The organism is Collinsella sp. AF37-9 (genome assembly GCF_003475115.1).
Taxonomy (GTDB): domain Bacteria; phylum Actinomycetota; class Coriobacteriia; order Coriobacteriales; family Coriobacteriaceae; genus Collinsella.
This window is the reverse complement of record NZ_QROQ01000010.1, coordinates 25375-40566: the sequence shown is the minus strand read 5'-3', so window position 1 is coordinate 40566 and position 15192 is coordinate 25375. Positions and strand designations below refer to the sequence as shown.

At 62.1% G+C, this 15192-nt stretch carries 13 protein-coding genes; 4 read left to right on the top strand and 9 right to left on the bottom strand.

Features of this window, described 5'->3' with window-relative positions; translation table 11 throughout:
- Nucleotides 1-46: 46 nt before the first annotated feature.
- Together DW024_RS04630 and DW024_RS04625 are read right to left on the bottom strand one after the other, a co-directional pair.
- The gene (locus DW024_RS04630) at nucleotides 47-901 is read right to left on the bottom strand and encodes a MurR/RpiR family transcriptional regulator (protein WP_118372907.1); all 855 of its coding nucleotides are present in this window, start codon (nucleotides 899-901) and stop codon (nucleotides 47-49) included.
- 164 nt (nucleotides 902-1065) lie between these two features.
- Nucleotides 1066-3657, bottom strand: a complete 2592-nt coding sequence (locus tag DW024_RS04625) for a glycoside hydrolase family 2 (RefSeq protein ID WP_118377071.1) — start codon at nucleotides 3655-3657, stop codon at nucleotides 1066-1068.
- 114 nt (nucleotides 3658-3771) lie between these two features.
- Here DW024_RS04625 and DW024_RS04620 point away from each other — a divergent pair, with 114 nt between their 5' ends.
- From DW024_RS04620 to DW024_RS04605, 4 genes are all read left to right on the top strand, one after another.
- Complete coding sequence (locus DW024_RS04620) at nucleotides 3772-4764, top strand: helix-turn-helix domain-containing protein (protein ID WP_118377070.1); 993 nt, start codon at nucleotides 3772-3774, stop codon at nucleotides 4762-4764.
- A gap of 167 nt (nucleotides 4765-4931) precedes the next feature.
- Nucleotides 4932-6380 (top strand): glycoside hydrolase family 1 protein, encoded by a 1449-nt coding sequence (locus DW024_RS04615; protein WP_118377069.1) that lies wholly within the window; start codon nucleotides 4932-4934, stop codon nucleotides 6378-6380.
- Nucleotides 6381-6520: 140 nt separating this feature from the next.
- On the top strand, nucleotides 6521-7057 hold the full coding sequence (locus tag DW024_RS04610; protein WP_117806548.1) for a PTS glucose transporter subunit IIA: 537 nt from the start codon (nucleotides 6521-6523) through the stop codon (nucleotides 7055-7057).
- Nucleotides 7058-7293: 236 nt separating this feature from the next.
- Entirely contained in the window at nucleotides 7294-7851 is a 558-nt protein-coding gene (locus DW024_RS04605) for a hypothetical protein (protein ID WP_118377068.1), read from the top strand.
- 476 nt (nucleotides 7852-8327) lie between these two features.
- Here the strand turns inward: DW024_RS04605 and DW024_RS04600 are convergent, their stop codons facing one another.
- From DW024_RS04600 to DW024_RS04570, 7 genes are all read right to left on the bottom strand, one after another.
- Nucleotides 8328-8996 (bottom strand): HAD family hydrolase, encoded by a 669-nt coding sequence (locus DW024_RS04600; protein ID WP_118377067.1) that lies wholly within the window; start codon nucleotides 8994-8996, stop codon nucleotides 8328-8330.
- Nucleotides 8997-9101: 105 nt separating this feature from the next.
- Complete coding sequence (gene hypE, locus DW024_RS04595) at nucleotides 9102-10136, bottom strand: hydrogenase expression/formation protein HypE (RefSeq protein ID WP_118377066.1); 1035 nt, start codon at nucleotides 10134-10136, stop codon at nucleotides 9102-9104.
- Nucleotides 10137-10347: 211 nt separating this feature from the next.
- Entirely contained in the window at nucleotides 10348-11463 is a 1116-nt protein-coding gene (gene hypD / locus DW024_RS04590; RefSeq protein ID WP_233541333.1) for a hydrogenase formation protein HypD, read from the bottom strand.
- Nucleotides 11463-11723 carry a HypC/HybG/HupF family hydrogenase formation chaperone gene (locus DW024_RS04585; RefSeq protein ID WP_022094793.1) on the bottom strand — a complete coding sequence of 87 codons (261 nt, stop codon included), beginning with the start codon at nucleotides 11721-11723 and terminating at the stop codon, nucleotides 11463-11465. The genes hypD and DW024_RS04585 overlap by 1 nt, the downstream gene beginning before the upstream one ends.
- Before the next feature lie 131 nt (nucleotides 11724-11854).
- The gene (gene hypF, locus DW024_RS04580; RefSeq protein ID WP_118377065.1) at nucleotides 11855-14326 is read right to left on the bottom strand and encodes a carbamoyltransferase HypF; all 2472 of its coding nucleotides are present in this window, start codon (nucleotides 14324-14326) and stop codon (nucleotides 11855-11857) included.
- Between the two features lie 42 nt (nucleotides 14327-14368).
- Nucleotides 14369-14881 (bottom strand): nickel-responsive transcriptional regulator NikR, encoded by a 513-nt coding sequence (gene nikR / locus DW024_RS04575; protein ID WP_118205863.1) that lies wholly within the window; start codon nucleotides 14879-14881, stop codon nucleotides 14369-14371.
- A gap of 1 nt (nucleotide 14882) precedes the next feature.
- A complete protein-coding gene (locus DW024_RS04570; RefSeq protein WP_006235225.1) occupies nucleotides 14883-15131 on the bottom strand; it encodes a hypothetical protein in 249 nt (82 codons plus the stop codon).
- Nucleotides 15132-15192: the final 61 nt, after the last annotated feature.

The window sequence follows — 15192 nt, the reverse complement described above, 5'->3', positions numbered from 1 at the left end:
GATTATCCACCCTCGTCATTTAAGTGTCCAAAAATCCTCTCTCGTTTTATTTGAGCCCGGGCAGCTTGGTAAAGGGGAAGGACTGCTCGAGGAACTCGGAGCAGCGGGCGTAATCTTTGGCAAAGTAGCTGCTGTAGAGCGAATCGAGCACGTATTGCACGGCGATGTGACTGGCAAACTGCGTGATGCGGTGCGTCATGCTCTCGTGGTCACTCACCGTAAGGTAGGCGGCAAAGCCAGGGTGAATGCGCGCGCAATAAGGCGTGCCGATGACGATGACCGGGACATGTCGACTGCTGAGGATCGGCAAGATGTCCTTGAGGTTGGGGGCAAGGCCGCTGTAGGAGATGACGATTGCCGCATGGTCGGGGCCCGAGGCGAGCGCCGTTCGCACCTGGGCCTCGACACCGTCGTGGCACGTCGCGCTTTTACCGGCGGAGAGCAGGCGGTCGCGGAACATTCCCGCTGGATAGAGGTTGTGCGAGCCCGTGTAGATGTCCACGGTGCCGGCGCGCATGATGAGCTTGGCGGCGTGGTTGAGCTGTGCAGGGTCGAGCAGCTCCTGCGTTTCGGCCAAGGTGGTCTGGTAGAGCCCCTCCATGCGTTCCATCACCTGCGCAGGGGTGGAGGTGGCATCGAAGGGAAAGTTGATGTCCACGTCGCGCCGGTTGCCCGCCTCGGTCGCCTGGCGGATGAGCTCGACCTTGAGATCTTTGAAGCCCTCGAGGCCGAGCTTTTTGCAAAAGCGGTGAACGCTCGCGACCGAAACGTTGGCGCGCGCGGCAAATTCCTTAATGGAAAGCCCGCGCACATCCTCGCCCATGGCGAGCGCCGTTTGCCCAAGTTGTTGCTCGGTGGGGGTGAGGCTTTTGCCCTGCGTGATCTTTCGCCTGATATCCATATGGCTCCTATGCGTTTGCGTCGCGATAAACCAATCATAGCGATAAATAAAACGTTCGGCTTGGCTGGGAGTTTTGGTCCGCCGGTCTATGAACGACGGACCGCTCGACGCTGCGCGGGCTCAACATAGGGCGTGCCCTGCCCGAGTTGTTTGCGCTCGGGCTGCTATCCGAGCACGCGTACGGGCCCCAAGAGGCCGCTGGGATCGGAGGGCTCGGTCATGCCGAACATGTCGGGGACGGCGTGGTCGAGGGTGTTGATGATATCGATCGTAAGCGCGTGCTCGCCGGCTAAAAGTGCGGCGGCCTCAAAGCGGTAAGGCGGACAGATGCGGGTGCCGAGGGATTTGCCGTCGAGGGTGACGGTTGCGGTCTCAAAGACCTCGCCAAGGTCGATGACGGTGCGGGTGGCCGCTTCGCCCAGGACAAAGGAGGCCCGGTAGCGGAATGTGCCGGCCTTGCCGGGGAACTCGACCGAGGAAAGGTCGTGCAGGTCTGCAAGCTCAACAGACTCGCCAAAGGCATCGGTGCCAGGGGCAGAGAAGGCAACCGCCCAGGGCCCGTCGACGCATGTGGCTTCGTCTTCGGCGGTTGCCACAGCAACGGAACCTGTAGCCCCAAGGACCACGATGCAGCTCTCGTAGGGAGCCAGCTCGAGCGTGCCGTCAAAGGCGGCGGGCTCGGTGCCGTTGAGCAGGTCGAGGCGCGCGCCTGCAACGGGTGTGCCGTCGGCAAGCGCAATCTGAGTGGAGATACCCTGCTTGGGATGCTCGTTGACGAGCATCAGATAGCTCTCGCCCGCCCGCTCGTAGCGCAGTGCGCGCAGCCAGGGCTGGGGCGCGGCGCAAACCACGGTCTGCATGCCGGTGTTGGCAAGTGTGTCTGCGAGCTCGGTGGTCGCCAGGAGCTTGATGCCGGCGACCGCGGCTGCATCCAGGGAGGCAAAGCCCTCGCGGCCTGCAGTGTCACCGTCGTAGCGCTTGTTCGGCAACTCATCCAGCGCGTACACGGCAACACCTGCGGCTGCGGCACGCGCGGCAAAGTCGAGCACGGCTCCGCCGACAAACTCGGCTCCGGGCATCACCAGGCAGCGGTATGCCTGGCCGTTCACGCCAAAGCCGCTACCGTCTGCGGCAATTTCAACGGCATAGCGCCCTGCGTCCTCAAATGCCTCTGCCGGCACGATGTCAAAGTCGACCTGCGCGCGCATAAGCTCGGAGGCGGCATGCTGCATAAAGTTCGCCTCGCCTGCCCACTCGGCGTCCGCATGGTAGAGAAGCGCCACCGGGGTCGTTGCGCGCCCGCCGCTCAGCAGGCTCGCCGTACGGTTCATGTAGCTCATGAGCTGCCCAAAGTGTGCAAACTGGGGGTTTTGGCCATGCGCATAGAAATGCGGCGGGCAGTCCCAGTCGGGGAAGGCGGCCATGCTAAAGGCATGCGGCACAAACCAATTGACGCCGCGCACCAAAAAATGATCGGCGATCCACTTCATCTCGCGTAGGCCTTCGTGCCATCCAAATGCGCCAAAGACCTCGGCCATGCAGCGCCCCTGCTTTTTGGGGTCGAGGTGCGCTGCCGAGGAGCCCAGCTTGGGCAGCACGTAGTTATAGAACTCGAGGTCCCACACGCCGCGTCCGTAGCTGTGAAGGCCGCGGTCCATGCCGGGTACCAGCTGGTTGATCACGATGTCGACGCCCGCCATGTCCTGACCGCCCACGGCGCGGAAGTAGTGCCCGGCGCCCACGCCCAGGCGCGCGTGGCAGTCCTTGTCCTCGATAACGTGGCCGATGTACTGCACGCCGCGCGCGCGGCACCAGTCTCCGAGCTGGTCGCAGAAGCACTCCTTATAGAGGGTGCTCGCGATGTCCATATAGACGTGGCGTACGTGCGCGCCGGCCGGCTCGCGGTCCCACAGGTGCGGGAGCTCGGCCAGGTAGCGCTCGCCCAGTGCCGCGCGTAGGCGACGCTCAAGCTCGGCCGACCAGGGTAGGGGCGCGGTGGCCTTGCCGATGAGCGTGTCCGAGATGCCATCGGGGCCCGTGGTGCCCTTCTCGTTGGCAAATCCGGGCTCATCGGAGAAAAAGCCCAGGATCGTCTTGCCAAACTCATCGCCCAGATGCTCAAAATGCGGCTCGTAGACAGCATCGATGAGCTGCGCCACCGAGGCGCGGTCGACCATATTGATGTAGTCCTCGTTGTAGGAGGTCTTGCCGCTCGTGAACATCACGCATGCCTGCGTGAGGCCCGCAGGTGCATCGAAGACCAGGCGGCTGGGGTTGCCGTCTGCATCGTCGATTACTCGGTAAGCGACGTCGACGGGGCTGCCGTCCTGCATAAATGTCACGCCGTAGAAGCGCTCCGTTTTGTCGAGCATGTTGGCGAGCGCGATGCTCGCGGCGGACGTGGGGCCCACGATGTCGAACGTGCGGTGCGTGAGCACGATCTTGCGGAGCTCGGGCACGGCCTCCTTGACGGCGCCGTTGGCAAAGCCCGTGGGGAAGTGCGCGTCGTCCAAGATCCAGAGCTTAAGGCCCAGCTGCCTGCACTCGTCAATGACAAAGCGCAAGTCGCGCCACCAGCCCTCGCCGCAAAAATCGGGGTGTGGGCGGCTTTCGAGACAGACCTCGTGGATGTCGGCGCCGGCGATCTTTTCCAGATACTCGGCAATGGTCTTATGGCTCTCGCCCTTCATCCACAAAAACGGAAGCACGTGGTTGTCGTATGTGCCCTCGAGCACCTGCTGATAGTACGCGGTCATGGATCCTCCTTGGCTCGATCGATCTGCTGCATAGCACAGATTATGGACGCGTCGGCGCGTTCTGCTAATATCTGAATCACGACGAACTATGACCAAATCAACGATTGGCAAGCCATGGAGATCGACGAGCTCGAGCGTAGGCTCAACGAACTGAGCGCCAGTGAGATCGCTTATAAAGACGGCATGGCATTTGATTGGTCGATTATGACCGAGCATGTCGAAATCGACGGATGCCCAGTGCGCAAGATTGGGCAGCCAGGGTTTGCCTATGCCCAGCCCGGCATGCCGCGCGGCCTGACGATAAGGAAAAACTCGCGCTTTAATGCAGTTCCCGAGCACGTGCATGATTACGTGGAGATGAGCTATGTGTATCGCGGGCGCTGCCCGCAGACGGTGGCGGGGGAGAGGCTCGAGTTGCGCCGCAACGAGGTGCTTTTGCTCGACGCCCTTTGCCCTCATGCCGTGGCGGCGCTCGGCGAGGACGACATCATGCTGAGCATGACCGTTTCACGCTCTTTTTTGCGCCGGAGTCTCGAGTCGAGCCTCTCGCGCGAGAGCGCGGTCTCGCGGTTTTTGTTCAACGCGCTCAACAGCGAGACGGACCATCGGGGCCATGTCCGTTTTTACTGCGGCGAGAGCCGTCGGATTCGGCGCTACATGCAGGAGATGCTCTGCGAGCTGTACGACCCGAGCCCCAACGGTCCCGAGATCGTCTTGCGTCTGTTTCAGCTGTTTTTGGCCGAGCTCATGGATTGCTACGAGCGCGAGCTGGTGCGCGGCGCGGCGGACGGCACGGCGGGGCCCACTGCCCTGGTGACGGGAATGCTTGGCTATATCGATCGCGAATTCGCCGCGTGCTCCCTCGAGGGGATGGCGGCGGAGTTTGGCTTGAGCCCTAATTATGCGACGGCGCTTCTCAAGCGCCATGTGGGCAAGACCTTTAGGCAGCTTGTGCAGGAGCGACGCCTGGTACGTGCGGCCGAGCTTCTGCGCGGCGGCGCCACGGCCGGGGCGGCTGCGCATGCGGTGGGCTATGAAAACATGAGCTTCTTCTACCGTAAGTTTCACGACAAGTATGGCTGCACCCCCGCGGCATACCGCCGGTAAGCGCGGGGCGGATCGTCTTCGCTCCTTCGGTGTCAAAAAGTTTCAGCTGCAGCGCTGTTGCAGCGCGCGTCTGCGAAAAGAAGTGTCGGGTTTGGCACCCCTGCCCCTGCCTGTCGCGTGCGTGGGCGATACTCGGCCTATCGACCCGCAATGCAAAGGAGATGCTCATGGCAAACATCAAGTTCCCCGAGGGTTTCTATTGGGGCGGCGCCACGGCCGCCAATCAGTTTGAGGGCGCTTGGAACGTGGACGGCCGCGGTCCGTCGGTCGACGACCACTTCTTGGGTGGCAGCTACAAGGAGCCGCGCCAGATTACGATCGACATCGACCCTAACCGCTTCTACCCCAACCATGACGGTATCGACTTTTACCATCACTACGAGGAGGACATCGCGCTGTTCGCCGAGATGGGCTTTACCATGTTCCGCATGTCCATCTCTTGGAGCCGCATCTTCCCCAACGGTGACGACGCCGAGCCCAACGAGGCCGGCCTCGCCTTCTACGACCGCGTCTTCGACTGCCTGCGCGCTCACAATATCGAGCCGCTCGTGACCCTGTCGCACTACGAGATGCCCTATCACCTGGTCGAGAAATACAACGGCTGGGCGAGCCGCGAGCTCATCGGCTTCTTTGAGAAGTACTGCCAGACCGTCTTCGACCGCTATCAGGACAAGGTCAAGTTCTGGCTCACCTTCAACGAGATCAACTGCGGCACTCAGGACATGGGCAACCTCTTTGAGACCAGCATGATTCAGGGCTTTGAGGGCCCGGCTTCGGCGGTCCATGCTACGCCGCAGGCTCGTATGCAGGCGCTGCACCACCAGTTTGTCGCCAGCGGCCGCGTCGTGCGCTATGCCCACGAGCACTATCCGCAGTTTAAGATGGGCAACATGGACTGCTTCGTCCTCTCCTATGCCGCCACGTGCGATCCGGCCGACGTGTTCGCCACGCAGCAGGAGATGAATACCATGAACTGGTACTGCTCCGACGTGCAGGTGCGCGGCAAGTATCCGTTCTATGCCAAGCGCTTCTGGGCCGAGAACGATGTCGAGCTTGTGATGGAGGACGGTGACCTGCAGGATATCGCCGACGGCAAGGTCGATTTCTACACCTTTAGCTACTACATGTCCGGCACCGTGGGCACCCACAAGGATCACGAGATGACCGAGGGCAACATGACCTTTGGCGGCAAGAATCCCTATCTGGAGTCCACCGACTGGGGCTGGCAGATCGATCCGCTGGGTCTGCGCATCGCCCTCAACGAGATTTACGCCCGCTACGAGATTCCGCTGATGGTGGTCGAGAATGGCATGGGCGCCTACGATGAGGTCGAGGAGGACGGCTCCATCCGTGACCCGTATCGTATCGCCTACTTGCAGAGCCACGTCAAGGCCATGGGCGAGGCCATTGCCGACGGCGTCGACCTGATCGCCTACACCTGGTGGGGCCCCATCGACCTGGTTTCCGCCGGCACCGGCGAGATGCGCAAGCGCTACGGCTTTATCCACGTCGATAAGTACGACGACGGCACCGGTACCTACGAGCGACGCCGCAAGGACAGCTTCTACGCCTACCAGAAGATCATCAAGTCCAACGGTGCCGAGGGCCTGGATTAATCGACAATATGAGTGCCACCGGGGAAAAGCGTTGGGATGGGCTCGCGATTCGAGTCCCCACCTTAGCATTTGAACCATTTGGCACTATAATCACCATAGGCATGCGCACAACGTTGCGCTTAATCAAGAGGAGAAAACGTATGGGTCTGTTTGACATGTTCAAGAAGAAGGCTGAGCCCGCGACTGCCGCTGCTCCGTCCTCCATCTCTGCTTCTGCCGGCGCCGACGTGCTGTGCTCGCCCGTCAAGGGCAAGGTCATCAAGATGGCCGACGTGCCCGATCCCGTCTTTGGCGGCGAGGTCCTGGGCAAGGGCTGCGCCGTGTGGCCCGAGGACGATCTGGTCTACGCTCCCTGCGACGGCAAGGTGACCGTCACCATGGGTCACGCCGTGGGCCTGCAGTCCGATAGCGGCATCGAGGTTCTGGTGCACGTTGGCGTCGATACCGTCAACATGAACGGCGACGGCTTCGAGGGCTTCGTCAAGGCCGACGACGTCGTGAAGGCCGGCCAGCCCATGCTCAAGATCGACCGCGCCAAGATCGCCGCTGCCGGCTACAAGGACTGCGTCGTCGTTGCTGTGTCCAACACCGCCGAGTTTGCCGATGTCGAACTCGCCGTCGAGGCCGACTCCGCTGTCGCCGCCGGTGACGCCATCGTTAAGGTCGTCCGCAAGTAAACTGCGACATCCAAAGGATGTGCAAAGGTGGTCGGGTTGTCCGGCCACCTTTTTTATTGCACCGCGGGGAAGCGTTTTATTGCACGTTGGGCGGGCTTGCAAACCGTTCGGACGCTAAAACGAACCGACCGCGCCTTCGTGCCGTCGAGGGTGTTAATAAGTGGATAGTATGGGCTTACTTATTACAACGTGCGCCGCGTCTGGGAAGCGCGGTGCCGCTCATTGGGAGGAACAACATGAAAAAGAAGCTGCTGCTTGCGCCCCTCATGGCCGTTTTGGTTGCATGCGTGGTCGTGCTTTCCGGTTGTGGAGGCCCTTCGGTCGAGGAACTCATCACCGAGGATCTTACGACTCAGTTTGACGAGGTCAAGAACGGTGGCGACGAGTTCCTTTCTGGTCTGGAGGAGGCTTCGGGCGACGAGTTCGAGCAGCTGGGTATCGATCCCAAGGAGTATGCCAAGACCTATCTCGAAGGCTTTGACTACGAGATCGGCGACGTGACGGTCGACGAGGACAAGGGTGTCGCGACCGCCGAGGTCTCCATCACCTGCAAGTCCATGAACAAGATCGTCGAGGACTTCTCCACCCAGTATCAGGAGAAGGTCGCCGCGCTTGATACGGTTCCTTCCGATGACGAGCTGTACAAGATGGCAGGTCAGGTTATGGTCGATGTGACCAAGGCAACCGAGCCCAGGAAGACCACGGTTATCTTCAAGTACACCTGCAACGACGACGGCGAGTGGTCTGCCGACGACTCTGTCAACTCCGAGATGATGGATGCAATGCTGAGCTAGTTTGTTGCGGCGTTTTACCAAACGCCGCAACTGCTCGACGCTGCGCGGGCACCAGAGCGACAACTTGTCATTCAAAGAGGACGGCATGACCAGAAGGTCTATGCCGTCCTCTTTTCATGCCAATTTGTTCGCTCTGGTGCCCGCTCGCTGTCCGTCCTCTACCTGCGGCGTTGCCATGGTAGTCATTGGGGCGGCACTTGGGGACGTTCCTTTTCTGCCGGCAGTTGGGGACACTCCTTGCGCCAGCGTTGCATCGAATGCTCGGGAAAATACGAGCCGGTATTTGGCCGAATAGCGGGTCGCGGTTTCCGGATGGGGTGGGTTGCGGAAAGTGCGACCCGGAATATTGCTCCACAACGGGATGCCGTTTCCCCGATGGAGCTCAAGCGGAAAGCGCATCCCATTCCGGAGCTTCAAAACGGGATGCGCTTTCCGCGCGGAAGAATTGTCGCAGCTGCGTTAAGCAGTGTCGCTCGTTACTCGCCCAGAATCAGCGCCGCGAGCTCGTCCTGGGTGTCCACCACGTAGTCGGCGCCGGCGGCCTCCAGCTCTGCGCGGCCGCGGAAGCCCCAGGTGACACCGGCGCTCTTGAGGCCGGCATTGTGACCGGTCAGGATATCGACATTGGAATCGCCTACATAGAGTGTGGTTGCCGGATCGGCGCCTAGCTCTTTCATCATATGCAGCGTAACAGGCGCCTCGGGCTTGGGAGGAAACGCATCGACGCGGCCCTGCACCAGCGCAAAGCGCTCGGAACCAAAATACTTTTCGATAAGCGGAGCCGCCGAGACGTGGTCCTTGTTGGTGAGCACGGCGAGCTGCACATCCGCGGTGCGCAGGCGGTCGAGCATCTCGATCGTGCCTGCGTACGGTGCGGTGTGGTCCTCCTTGTGCTCGCCGTAATAAGCCCTAAACTCGGCAAGCGTCTGCTCAAACATACGCCCGTCGCCCGCATACTCGGCAGGCATAAAGCGTTCGACCAGCTTGAGCATGCCGTTTCCCACTTTGTAGCGGTACTCGTCTACGGCAAACGTGGGCCAGCCGTGCATCTCGCAGGTATGGTTGCCGGCGGCCGCCAGGTCCTCGAGCGTGTTGAGAATGGTGCCGTCCAGATCAAAAATCACATGGGAATAATCCGCTGCCATGGTTGCTCCTGCCGCTTGAGTTGTAAAACGCACCCCATGATACTGGGCATGCGTGCCGGGCATGTTTGGAATCTGAATATCTTTAATAGCCCTGAGCCTTTGTCGTTAGCAAATCCTCGGTAGCTGCTCTCCTACGAGCATGTCGAGGATACGGGTCGAGCCCCAGCCGGTGCGTACGCGCACGGCGGGACGGGCGCCCTCGGCAAGCGGCAGCACGCGGCCGATAATGGCAGCGTTCTCTCCGTAGCGGGCGGCGCGCATGGCCGCCAGCGCGGCATCGGCCTGCTCAGCCGGCACCACGGCGACCATCTTGCCCTCGTTTGCCACCTGCAGCACATCGTAGCCGAGCATCTCGCAGGCTGCCTGCACGTCGGGGCGCACGGGCACGGCATCCTCGTCGACCTCCATGGCAACGCCGCTGGCCTGCGCAAACTCGTTGAGCGTCGAGGCCAGGCCACCGCGCGTGGGGTCGCGAAAGCAGCGCGTGTCGGGTGCTGCGGCAAGCACATCGGCAATCAGCTGGTTGAGCGGCGCGGCATCGCTTTCGATGGTGCTCGAAAACGCCAAGCCCTCGCGTTGGCTCATGATGGCGATGCCGTGGTCGCCGAGTGTACCCGACACCAGAATGACGTCGCCGGGGCGGCAGTTGGCGCCGCTGAGCGCCACACCCGCGGGTACCTCGCCCACGCCGGCGGTATTGATGTAGACGCCGTCGGCCCCGCCGCGCTCAACCACCTTGGTGTCGCCGGTGATGATCGCCACGCCCGCCTCGCGCGCCGTCTCGGCCATGGTCTGCACGATCTGACGCAGCTTATCCATGGGATAGCCCTCTTCGAGGATAAAGCCGCACGATAGGTAGCGCACGTTGGCACCCGAGGTCGCGACGTCGTTGACGGTTCCGCACACGGCGAGGCGGCCGATGTTGCCACCGGGGAAGAACTGCGGCGAGACTACAAAGCTGTCGGTCGACATGGCGATGCGCCCGCTCGCGGGCAGCGCGGCGACGCCGGCATCGTTGCCCGCAAGCAGCTCGGGCGACCCAAAGGCATCCAAAAAGACCTCATCGATGATGCGCTTCATCATCTGCCCGCCCGAGCCGTGGCCCAACAGGACAGTGCTATCGGTGGCAGTACGGGACATATCGAAAACTCCAATCGTGGGGGGTCGGCAATAGCTGAGTGTGGCAGAATCGATGTTAAGTAAAAGTCAGCGAGCGCCATTCAGGCGAAGTGAGTTGCCTTGAAAGAGGAGGCTGCTGGGCTTTTGCCCGCAGCCGACGATTGAAAGGCAAATCGCTCGCCTGAATGGCGCGCAGCGTCGACCGGTCCGCCGTTCGTTAGAACGGCGGAACCTAACAGCCTCGGTAGCGGAAATATGCTGCACAGCTGCCCTCGGAGCTCACCATGCACGGTCCGACGGGATGTTCGGGCGTACATGCGTGGCCGAACAGCGGGCAGTCGCTCGGCGTGATGGCGCCGCGCAGCACGTCGCCGCAGCGGCACCCGCGTGGTTCGACCGTCGGTTCAATGGGTACGTCAAAGCGGGCGCCGGCATCAAAGCGCGCGAATTCGGGCCGGATGGAAAGACCCGAGTTGGCAATCGGTCCCAGTCCGCGCCACGTGGTGTCGCACGGCTCAAATACCTGCTCGACCAGCTGGCGCGCTACGGGGTTGCCGTCAGCGTTGACGCCACGGCGGTAGGCGTTGTCGATCGCCGGCCTTTTCTCGACAACCATCTGGACCAGCATGCAGATACCTTGCAGGATATCGACCGGCTCAAACCCGGTGACTACGCCGGGGGTCTCGAACTCATCGACCAAAAACCCAAAGGGTGCCAGGCCCGTGATGGTAGCGACGTGGCCCGGCAGGATAAAGCCGTCGATGGTGGTCTCGGGATCGTTGGCAATCGCGCATAGCGCCGGCGGCGTGGTCTTGTGGGCGCAATAGACCGAGAAGTTCTGGAGCCCGCGTGCATCGGCCTCCAAAATGGCGGCGGCGATGGTGGGCGTTGTGGTCTCAAAGCCCACGCCCATAAAAATGACCGGGCGATCGGGGTTGTGTTCGGCGATATCGAGTGCATCGAGTGGGGAGTACACAATGCGAATATCGCGCCCCGCGGCCTTTTGCGCGGCGAGCGAGGTAGACGACCCGGGCACGCGCATCATGTCGCCAAAGGTGGTGATGATGGCGCCGTCCATCTTGGCGAGCGCGATTGCATGGTCGATATCGCGGTTGGCGGTAACGCAGACGGGGCAACCCGGACCGCTCAGCAGTTTGAGCCCGGCAGGCATAATGGAGCGAAAGCCATAGCGCCCGATGCTCACGGTATGCGTGCCGCAGACTTCCATAAGGTTGATGCTGCGGCTGCCGACAAGCTCATGAATACGATCGATGAGCTCGCGAGCCAGCCTGGGGTCGCGAAATGCCGAAAAGTCGATACCGGAGCGCGCCGGCTGTCCGGCCGCCACTAGTATGCCTCGGCCGGATTGCTGGCCAGTTGGTCTTCTTCGGCCAGTTCGGTCATGGCATTAACGAGCTCGAGCGTTTCTTGCGCTTCCTGCTCGTCGACGATCTGGATGCCAAAGCCGGCGTGTACGAGAATATAGTCGCCAACCTGCGCCGTCGGCACGAGACGCAGCGAAACGGGGCGCTCGATGCCCATCATGTCGACGGTCGCCTTAAGGTCGTCGTCGCGTTTGACCACTTTACCGGGAACGGCAAGGCACATAATGTTCCCCTTTTATACGTTTTGCGCTGGATAGGCGCCTAATTACCCATCAGTTGATGGTAGCGCTCGCGGGAGTCACGAGCAAACGCGTTACACCTGTGAGACGGCGGCGCGCAGGCTGGCAAAACAGCCTATCGCGATGCTGTCTGCGCGAGGCGAGCGCGAGCGATGGCGGCCTGACCGTAGGCGATGCAGCCGTCGTTGACGGGCACGGCGTGGGGGACCAAGACGGCAAGACCGGCGTCTTTGAGTTCGTGGGTAAGGAGCCGAAGCAAAAGTCGGTTCATGAACACGCCGCCCGAGAGCGCGACGGTGTCGAGGTCTTCACGGACGCAGATCTCGCTTGCGATGCGGGCCGACGCGCGTGCGATGGTGGCGTGGAAGTCGAGCGCGAGCTTGCCAGCGGGCACGCCGGTCCTGATTCCCTCCAAAAGCGCCTCAAAAAGCGGCCTGGAGTTCAGAACATGGCAATCGTCCGGACGGGATGATTCGATTACGGAAAAGCTGGCCATATTGCCGGTGGGGCAGGCACTTTCACTGCTGAACGCGCGCCAGGCGGCGGCTTCGAGTTCTATGGCGGGTTCGCCCTCGTAGGTTGCCTTGTCACAGATGCCCAGAATTGCTGCCGCGGCATCAAAGAGGCGCCCCATGCTGCTGGTACGCGGGCTGTTGATGCCGCGCTCGATCATGGTGGCTGTCACGCGGCGCGTTTGCTCGTCGAGGCTGTCCAAAAGCCGAGCGGCACCTGGGTGCTCGAGCAGGCCGAGCTCACTGAGCAGGGCAAAGGCGTTGCGGCGGGCATCGCGTACGGACGCTACGCCACCGGGTAGGGCCCAAGTGCGCAGATGCGCTGCGCGCTCAAAGTCAGCAAGGCCAGCGACAAGAAACTCGCCGCCCCAAATGGTCCCATCGGTGCCGGCACCGGTGCCGTCAAAGGCGATGCCAAGGACGCGCGCCTCGGGCGCAAGCTGGCCTGCAACAATCGCTTCTGCCATCACGCTTGCGATGTGCGCATGATGGTGCTGGACTTCGATAAGCGGCAGATTGTGCTCCCGTGCCTGCTCGCGCGCCCACTGGCCCGATAGATAACTGGGGTGTAAATCGCAGGCCAAGGCGGCGGGTGCCAAGTCAAAGAGATCTTCCAAGCGCGTGCGCGCGGCGTTCCAGGCATCGAAGGTCTCGCCGTTTTCAACATCGCCGATATGCTGCGACACAAAACAGGTTGCCTCGCCGTTCGTCCCTTCACGCGTGAGCGCAATCGTGGCCTTTTGTTGTGGCCCGCAGGCGAGCATGCAGGGCGGAGCGCCGTCGAGCGCCGGCAACGGCAGCGGCTGGGGCGCATATCCGCGAGCGCGGCGAACGGGCATAACGGCGCCGTCGACCACGCGTACCACAGAGTCGTCGTAGCGCGACAGAATTGCGCGGTCGTTACCGAGCAGCGCATCGGCGATGCCGACGGCAACGAGGTGTTCCCAGGCAAGGTTGTCGTCGGTCTCGATGGGCTCTTCGCTCAGGTTGCCGCTGGTCATGACGAGCGCGTGCATACCGCGGGCTTCTGCCGCGGCAAGCAACAGATGCTGAAGCGGGGTGTAGGGGAGCATAACGCCGAGCTCGGGCAGGTCGTGCGCGATGGACGGCGCGAGTACGAGGGCGTCGGGAGAATCGTCGTCGCTCCCGCAAACAGCACGTCGGCGCAGCAGTACAATGGGGCGAATGCTGCCGGTCAGCAAACCGCGCTCAACGTCGTTGACGTGGCACAGGCGTTCAACGTCGGCAAGGTCGCGCACCATAACGGCAAGCGGCTTATTGCTACGGCGTTTGCGGCGGCGAAGCTCGGCTGCCGCCTGCTCGTTGGAGGCATCGCATGCCAAGTGAAATCCGCCCAGGCCCTTGATGGCGACGATACCGCCGTTGGCCAGCAACTCAACACAGCGGTCGATAATGGCGTCGCTGGCCTCGCGTGTGGTGCCGACGGCCGGTGTCGCGGACGAATTCCCGCACGCATCGCCGTTCACAGCCTCGCGCCACGTAATATGCGGCCCGCAATCAAAGCAGGCATCGGGCTGCGCGTGAAAACGCCGGTCGAGTGGGTCGGCATACTCCGCGGCGCACTTGGGACACATGGGAAAACAATCCATCGAGGTGGCCGCTCGATCGTAAGGCAGCGAGCGGATGATGGTAAAGCGCGGCCCGCAGTTAGTGCAGTTGATAAAGGGGTAGTGATAGCGTCGGTCGGCGGGATCGAACAACTCGCGCAGGCAATCGTCACAGGTAGCGATATCGGGCGAGACGAGCGTGGTATGAGCGGTCTGATCCTGCGATGCCACAATGCGAAAGCCCCGCTCATCGGCAGCGCTCCAGCCGCCAGGCCCCAAATCCGCAACATCGACTCGCTCAACGCGAGCCGCCGCGGGCGCATGCGCAGAAAGCGCGGCAACAAAAGCATCGAGCGCATCGGCCGGAGCGTGCGCCTCGATATGCACGCCGTCGCCCGCGTTGAGCACCCATCCGCAAATGCCATGCGCCATGGCCTCGCGATACACAAACGGCCGCATGCCAACGCCCTGCACAATGCCCGTCACATGAATATGCACATGTCGCATGCGACACCCCTCATCAAAACCGACCAAATAGGGACAGGTGCGCTACAGCCCCAGGCTCTGCTTGGTGGCGGCGCACGTGAGCTCACCGTGCTTAACGCCGCGCAGGCCCAGCAGGCGGTCGGCTAGTTCGTAGACGCGCTCGCCGCGACCCTTGAGCGCCAGAATCTCTAAGCAGTTGTGGTGATCCAGATGCACGTGCATGGTCGATACGATCTCGTCGGTGTAGTCGTGCTGCACTTCGTCCAGACGGCGCGTCAGGTCGCCGGTATGGTGGTCGTAGATCATGGTGAGCGACCCGATAACATGCTCATCGGGCGTGCGCATCTGCTCCTTGGCGATCGAGGCGCGAATCAGGTCGCGCACGGCCTCGGAGCGGTTGGCCACGTCGCCGCGGCGCGCGATCTGTTCGTCAAAACGGCGCAGCAGGTCGTCCGGTGCGGTAACCGAAAAGCGGACCAGCTCGGAGCCGGAGCCACTACAGTGGCAGCCTGCGTCACCGTCCGCCCCGTGCGGATGCTCGTGCTCGTACCCGCAGCCGTGCTCGTGTTCGGCCACGTTACACCAGCTTCACGGAGCCGACGGAGTTGTGGTCGGCCTCGATGGCCTCTTCGTAGCCCTCGAGTGCGTCGTGGGCCTCGTGCAGCGCGGCCATGGCTGCCTCGAGCTTGGCGCCGATGCGCTCCATGTCAAAATTCTCGGTCGCATGCAGCAACTGATGGCTCCACTCGTGAGCGAGCTCGATGGTGTCGTCGACCTGCTTGACGCTCATGGCAAGCTGGCTCATGTTCATTCCAACATCATGCATGGGAAATCTCCTTGTGTGGACGGTAATCCAGTGGTTCAGATTTTACTACGCCCGCTCTGCG

Bases quoted from the DNA above. Each gene is read 5' to 3' on its own strand.
- DW024_RS04605 (WP_118377068.1), top strand. From the start codon at position 7,294: ATGAAAAAGAAGCTGCTGCTTGCGCCCCTCATGGCCGTTTTGGTTGCA.
- DW024_RS04610 (WP_117806548.1), top strand. From the start codon at position 6,521: ATGGGTCTGTTTGACATGTTCAAGAAGAAGGCTGAGCCCGCGACTGCC.
- hypE (WP_118377066.1), bottom strand. From the start codon at position 10,136: ATGTCCCGTACTGCCACCGATAGCACTGTCCTGTTGGGCCACGGCTCG.
- DW024_RS04625 (WP_118377071.1), bottom strand. From the start codon at position 3,657: ATGACCGCGTACTATCAGCAGGTGCTCGAGGGCACATACGACAACCAC.
- DW024_RS04615 (WP_118377069.1), top strand. From the start codon at position 4,932: ATGGCAAACATCAAGTTCCCCGAGGGTTTCTATTGGGGCGGCGCCACG.
- hypF (WP_118377065.1), bottom strand. From the start codon at position 14,326: ATGCGACATGTGCATATTCATGTGACGGGCATTGTGCAGGGCGTTGGC.
- DW024_RS04570 (WP_006235225.1), bottom strand. From the start codon at position 15,131: ATGCATGATGTTGGAATGAACATGAGCCAGCTTGCCATGAGCGTCAAG.
- DW024_RS04630 (WP_118372907.1), bottom strand. From the start codon at position 901: ATGGATATCAGGCGAAAGATCACGCAGGGCAAAAGCCTCACCCCCACC.
- DW024_RS04585 (WP_022094793.1), bottom strand. From the start codon at position 11,723: ATGTGCCTTGCCGTTCCCGGTAAAGTGGTCAAACGCGACGACGACCTT.
- DW024_RS04600 (WP_118377067.1), bottom strand. From the start codon at position 8,996: ATGGCAGCGGATTATTCCCATGTGATTTTTGATCTGGACGGCACCATT.
- DW024_RS04620 (WP_118377070.1), top strand. From the start codon at position 3,772: ATGGAGATCGACGAGCTCGAGCGTAGGCTCAACGAACTGAGCGCCAGT.